This is a genomic window from Streptomyces sp. NPDC056160, from assembly GCF_042268205.1.
Classification (GTDB): Bacteria; Actinomycetota; Actinomycetes; order Streptomycetales; family Streptomycetaceae; genus Streptomyces.
This window is the reverse complement of record NZ_JBHJUW010000257.1, coordinates 1-5,602: the sequence shown is the minus strand read 5'-3', so window position 1 is coordinate 5,602 and position 5,602 is coordinate 1. Positions and strand designations below refer to the sequence as shown.

At 68.2% G+C, this 5,602-nt stretch carries 5 protein-coding genes; all 5 read right to left on the bottom strand.

The window, feature by feature from the left end; translation table 11 throughout:
* Positions 1 to 169: 169 nt before the first annotated feature.
* Positions 170 to 1,675, bottom strand: coding sequence for a SulP family inorganic anion transporter (locus tag ACFC02_RS41255; RefSeq protein ID WP_376367961.1), 1,506 nt, complete (start codon positions 1,673 to 1,675; stop codon positions 170 to 172).
* Positions 1,676 to 1,680: 5 nt separating this feature from the next.
* Complete coding sequence (locus tag ACFC02_RS41250; protein WP_376367959.1) at positions 1,681 to 2,283, bottom strand: carbonic anhydrase; 603 nt, start codon at positions 2,281 to 2,283, stop codon at positions 1,681 to 1,683.
* 960 nt (positions 2,284 to 3,243) lie between these two features.
* A complete protein-coding gene (locus ACFC02_RS41245; protein ID WP_376367957.1) occupies positions 3,244 to 3,879 on the bottom strand; it encodes a recombinase family protein in 636 nt (211 codons plus the stop codon).
* 583 nt (positions 3,880 to 4,462) lie between these two features.
* On the bottom strand, positions 4,463 to 5,068 hold the full coding sequence (locus tag ACFC02_RS41240) for a hypothetical protein (RefSeq protein ID WP_376367955.1): 606 nt from the start codon (positions 5,066 to 5,068) through the stop codon (positions 4,463 to 4,465).
* 168 nt (positions 5,069 to 5,236) lie between these two features.
* A complete protein-coding gene (locus tag ACFC02_RS41235; RefSeq protein ID WP_376367953.1) occupies positions 5,237 to 5,485 on the bottom strand; it encodes a DMT family transporter in 249 nt (82 codons plus the stop codon).
* Between the last annotated feature and the right edge of the window lie 117 nt (positions 5,486 to 5,602).

Below are 5,602 nucleotides of genomic sequence, written 5' to 3'. Positions count from 1 at the left end.
GTTCCGCAACGCTACGAACCAGCGCCTACGCACACGCTGCGTCACCACCCGCCGAGCCCGCGGACACCTCCGCACCGCTCAACTTTGAAGACCCCCCTTGTGAGCGGCTTGGTCGGACGGGCGACCAGGCGCTGCTGGCCATGCTTGTTGGAAGGTGTTCGACGTATCGTCAGGCGGTGGAGGTGACTCGGACCGGCTCGATGCCGCTGGTGGTGTGGCGGGCGGCCCAGTTCTCCAGGGCTGTTCGGCACGCGTGGTCGAGGTGGTGCAGGCCGGAAAGGTGTAGTTCGATGGGCCGGTTTTGTGGTAGCGCTTCCAGGGTGTCGAGGATCTTCGGCAGTCGCAGGAAGGTGGCGTTGCCTATCAGGTGGGCCTGGATGGGACCGGCGCCTTTGTCGATGACCTCCACGCGTACGTGTGAGCTCTCCCATGCTGTCTTGGCGACGGCCAGAGCCAGTCCGATGAGGACGCCCTCGAACATGCTCACCGAGACGATCGCTACGGCGGTGGTGATCAGGATCAGTGCCTCGCCGCGGTGTTCGCGCCATAGCTTGCCCAGTTCCTTTACGGGGATGAGCTTGCAGCCGGAGTACACCAGGATGCCCGCGAGCGCCGCGATGGGGATGACGCCGAGTGCGGCGGGCAACAGTGCGGCGAAGAGCAGCAGCCAGCCACCGTGTAGGACCCGGGATGCCTTGGTCCTTGCTCCCGCTTGGACGTTGGCGGCGCTGCGGACGATGACCGCGGTCATCGGCAGGGCACCGAGCAGGCCGCACACGGTGTTGCCCGCACCTTGCGCCATCAGTTCCTTGTCGTAGTGGGTGCGTGGACCGTCGTGCAGCCTGTCTACCGCGGCTGCGCTGAACAGGCTCTCCGCGGAGGCGATGAGGGTGAACGCCAGGACGGTTCCCAGGACGCCGACCCCGGCGAGTTGTCCGAAGTCGCCCATGCCGGGTGGCTGAATGGCCCCCAGGAGGCCCTTCACTTGGACCTTGGCCACCGGGAGGTCGAGGAAGGACGAAGCCGAGGTCGCGAGGCCGACGGCGGCCAGCGGCGCGGGAATCACCTGCACCGTCTTCGGTAGCTTCTTCCACAGGGCCAGGACCGCGATCGTGCCCGCGCCGAGGCCGAAGGCGGTCAGCGCGGTGCCGGAGCCGACGGTGTCGATGAGCATCCCGGGCAGTCCGGCAATCTTCTCCAGACCGGTGGAGGGGGCCTTGGCGTCGGCCATGGCGTAGAGCTGGCCGGCGATCAGGACCAGTCCGATCCCGGCGAGCATGCCCTCGACGACGGCGACGGAGATGGCGCGGAACCACCGCCCGAGCCGCAAGGCACCCATGGCGAGCTGCAGCAGACCCGCGGCGAGGACGAGCACGCCGAGGACTGGCAGGCCGTACTTCTGTACGGCCTCGAAGACCAGCACGGTCAGGCCAGCGGCCGGGCCGGAGACCTGCAGGCTGCTGCCTGGCAGCAGGCCGGTGACCAGGCCGCCCACGATGCCGGTGATCAGGCCGAGTTCGGCCGGCACCCCGGAGGCGACAGCCACGCCCACGCACAGCGGGAGCGCGACGAGGAAGACGACGAGGGAAGAGGCGATATCAGCACGCAGATGGGGCAGACACCAGGCGCGGCGCTGCCCGCGCTCCTTCACAACGCTCCGGTCGCGGTCGCTCATGGTGCTCACAGCGGAAGGAAGGCGTCGACGGACGGCTGGTGGGCGAGGATCAGTCCGGTGTCCACGGCGTAAAACCAGCCGTGCAGCCGCAGCTGCCCGTCGGCCAGCCGCTCGGCCACGCACGGGTAGCCGCGCAACCGCTCCACCTGCTCCCGCACGTTGCGCTGCACGGCCGCCGCGACCTCGGCGCCGCTACCGTCTTCGCCCAACTCGCTCAGGCCGTCCGGCAGCTGGGTGCCCAGCCATCCGGCGACGGCCGGCCAGGCGCTGAGGTCCTCGTTGCGCACCCGCGCGCCGACGGCCCCGCAGTGGGAGTGCCCGCACACCACGATGTCGGGCACGCCGAGCACGCTGACCGCGTACTCGATGGTGGCGGCCTCGCCACTGGGCTGCTCCGTGCGGTAGCGGGGTATGGCGTTGCCGGCCGTGCGCAGCTCGAAGAGTTCGCCTGGGCGAGCCCCGGTGATCAGGGAAGGGATGACGCGTGAGTCCGAGCAGGTGATGAACAGGGCGTGCGGTGACTGCCCGGCGGCGAGCCGGCGGAACTCCTGCGGCTGCTGCGCGGTCCACTGTGGGAACGAGCGGGCGTGGGCGACGAGATGTTGCATGGCAGAGGCCTCCTGAGCGCCTGAAAGGCGCGGCAGTGTGACGAAGGATCGGGCAAGAAGAGCGCGAGGCGAGCAAGCAACGACGAGCGCGCCGGAAGGACGCGCGCATCCGTGCACATCGGCACGGGGCATGCGGAAACGCTGTGCGGGTGAGCTGATGCTTGACCGCACATGAATGCCGAATGTGATGGCTCGCTCGGGAATCCGCTCAGCAGCGGAAGACCTGGAGCACGGCACGAGACCTCTCGCCAGAGGCTCTCGGCTCGTCGTACGGCACTGCACGGGGACCGACCCAAACGGCGACGGCAGGCACGGCAGCGTTCGTCATGCCGTGGGCCGCCGGGGCCGCGAAGAGATCTTCTACTCGCTGGCGACCACGGCTCCCCACGTGCCCGCAGAGCTCCTCCGACTGCGCGAAGCCACCACACAGCGTGGCCTGCGCCGCAGCTGCAGTGGGCTCGGCCGCATGGGACTCGACGACTGGGGTGCCCGGAGTGAGCAGATGGAGGGTCAGCAGGGCGGCGGTCAGTACCGCCAGCAGGACGTGCACCGTTCGGGCTCGTGTCACTACTCGGCTCCCGGGGTCAAGAGTCGGGCATCTACAACGGGCTCACGGCTACGCTGCCAGTCGCCTTACTCATTAAAGCTTATCGCTAAGAATGGTAAAGAGACCGTTAGTTGAATGTGGCGCTTCGTGGAGGTCCCGGAATCAAGGGCCGCGCCCTTGAGGAAGCCGTCACCCGAGGGGTGGGAGCGCTCGGTGGCACTCTGGAAGCATGACGTTGAGGGCGTTGGCACGGCGTGCGTCGGGCGCGGGATGCGGACCGCTACGGGCAAGTACCCGTGCCGGTAACAGTCGAGTCCCTGGCCCCCGCCTCGCGGGCGCGGCCGGGGTCGCCGCGATCGAGACCTGCCCGACGCATGTGTCGTATGTGCAGGCCAACGGGCAGCACCGGGGCTCTACCGTCCAGGGCTCAGCGGAGGAGTAGCCGTCGCTCCCGGGACCGGTGAGATGGGGTTGGGCGGTGCGGCGCGTTCGAGGACCCGGTACACCGTCGCGCGGCTGACGGAGTACAGCTCGGCGAGTTCGGCGATGGTGTAGTCGCCGGTGGCGTGTTCCTTGAGGAGGTGTGCCTGCTGGCGGGCGTTCAGCTTGGGCTGCTTGCCCTTCAGCTTCCCCTTCGCCTTGGCCACGGCCATGCCCTCGCGGGTGCGCATGCGCAGGAGGTCCACCCCGAACTCGGCGAAGGTGGCCAGGATGTTGAAGAACATCTTGCCCATCGGGTCGGCCGGATCGTAGAGCGCCCCGCCAAGGGACAGGCGGACGCCCCGGGCGACGAGTGAGTCGCCGATCTCGCGGGCGTCGGGCACCGAGCGGGCGAGGCGGTCGAGCTTGGGTACCACGAGGGTGTCGCCGGCGCGTACGGCGGCCAGTGCCTGGTCGAGGCCGGGGCGGGCGCGTTTGGTGCCGGTCAGTCCGCGGTCGAGGTAGATGCGGTCTTCCGGGACGCCGAGGGAGAGCAGGATCTGCTGTTGGGCCGTCAGGTCCTGCATGTCGGTGGAGCATCGGGCATAGCCCGTGAGAAGTCCGGTCACGACCCGGGAGTGTACGGATAGCCCCCGCTCACCGTACAGATCACCGGACACCCTAAATGAGACACCTTCCTTGCAGGTCGGCAGAACGGAATTCATCACTCCGGTTCAGTTCGGTGGGGGTTCCCCTTACGGACGGTGCCAGCATGGGCTTGGTCGCGAAGGCCAACTCCTCGGTCAGGCACAGGGCTGATGGCTCAACCGAACACCATCAGGAGAACGGACATCCGTCCCATGGGGGTCAGGGGTTCCGCCGTTCCCTGCGGCATTCCCTGCGTCCAGTCGGGCCCGGTCTGCGGGTACCGACAACGCCAGTGCTCGTCCTCGCGCCACGGCACCGTCATGGCGGCTGCTCCCTTCCTCGTGGGGCGGCTACTATCCGGGGGCTTCGCCAGGCACTCACCTCCGCGCCGCCGGCGTCGGAACGAACCGAGAAGCCGCCGCGCCAACCCTATTGCCATGGCCGGGATGCCTGATCCAAGACCGCCGCCGGGCTCGGCTGGCTCCACTCCCGTCGGTAGACCCTACCGGCGGCCATCCCGTCACCGCGGCGTGTCGGCCGTGCTGATGCTCCTCGCCGTGCTGGTCACCAGGAGCGCGCGACATCCACGATGAGCTGATGGCCGGACTGCACGACCCGGAACGGCAACTTGGCGCGCACCCCCACGGCGATCTGGGTGGCCCCCTCGAAACTCGTCCCGAACTTGGTGTCCTTGAACGTCTTGTACCCGGCCAGGTTCACTCCCGGCAGCGACTTGCCGACTTGCCCAGCATAGGTCTGCTTGCCAGTGATCGGGTTGTAGTTCAGGGCGATCGCGGAGACCTGCAAGATGGCGCCACCCTTGACCGGTATCCGCTTGCCGGAGCCGTCCGCCCGGAACGCATCGACGTAGGCAACGTGGTAGCCGAGCTTTCCACCCCCACCGCTGAGGTCGAAGACCATGCGGTCATAGCGCGCGCTCCGGCTGGTCTTGATGTTCTTCAGGTACACCGGCCCGCCCGTCAGCAAGTCCGGAGCCGTCTTGGCGCCACTGCCCCACGAGCCGGCGGTGGCCGAGGCGGCCTGCGTGACAGAAGCAGGCTGTGCGACCGGGGTGGCAGCCATGGCCGCGGTGCCTGCCACGGCCATGGAGGCCGCGGTGACAGTGCCTACGGCCAGGGCACGCAGAGTGTGCCGCTTGGTGACGATCACCGGGACATCCTCTCGAGTATGGAATGGGCTATTCCCATCCCATAGACGCCGTATCTTCACCAATGCGTTGCGTATGCGGGCGTCAGAGTCTTGTAACACAAGCACCGGCTGCGCCAGGAAGCCCCAAGGACACCTGGAGGGAGCCGGACCGCAAGAGTGCCTGGCGGTCTACCGTTCCCGCTGCCCGGTGCCGACGGGAGCGGTGAGGAGGACCAGGCCCAGGGCGAGGACGGCCAGCCCGCACCAGGAGACGGCCGGCAGACGTTCGCCGAGGACGGTGACGCCCAAGACCGCGGCGACGGCGGGTTCGGCCAGAGTCAGCGTCGTAGCCACCGACGCGGGGGTGTGGCGCAGACCGTACCCGAAGAGGCGGTAGGCCAGGTAGACGGTGAACCCGGCGAGGTCGGTAGTTGTCAAGTCAAATGAGACGTTCGCGGTTCTATGAACCTTGTGGTTCGGGTTGCCTTCGTTTCGCCGGGTCGTTGATCCAGACCTGGCCGGGTATCTCGGGTGGCTTCGGCCGGCGGGCGAAGT

What these genes read in the sequence shown, in the direction of transcription:
- ACFC02_RS41255 (WP_376367961.1), bottom strand. Translation starts at nt 1,675, where the DNA reads ATGAGCGACCGCGACCGGAGCGTTGTGAAGGAGCGCGGGCAGCGCCGC.
- ACFC02_RS41250 (WP_376367959.1), bottom strand. Translation starts at nt 2,283, where the DNA reads ATGCAACATCTCGTCGCCCACGCCCGCTCGTTCCCACAGTGGACCGCG.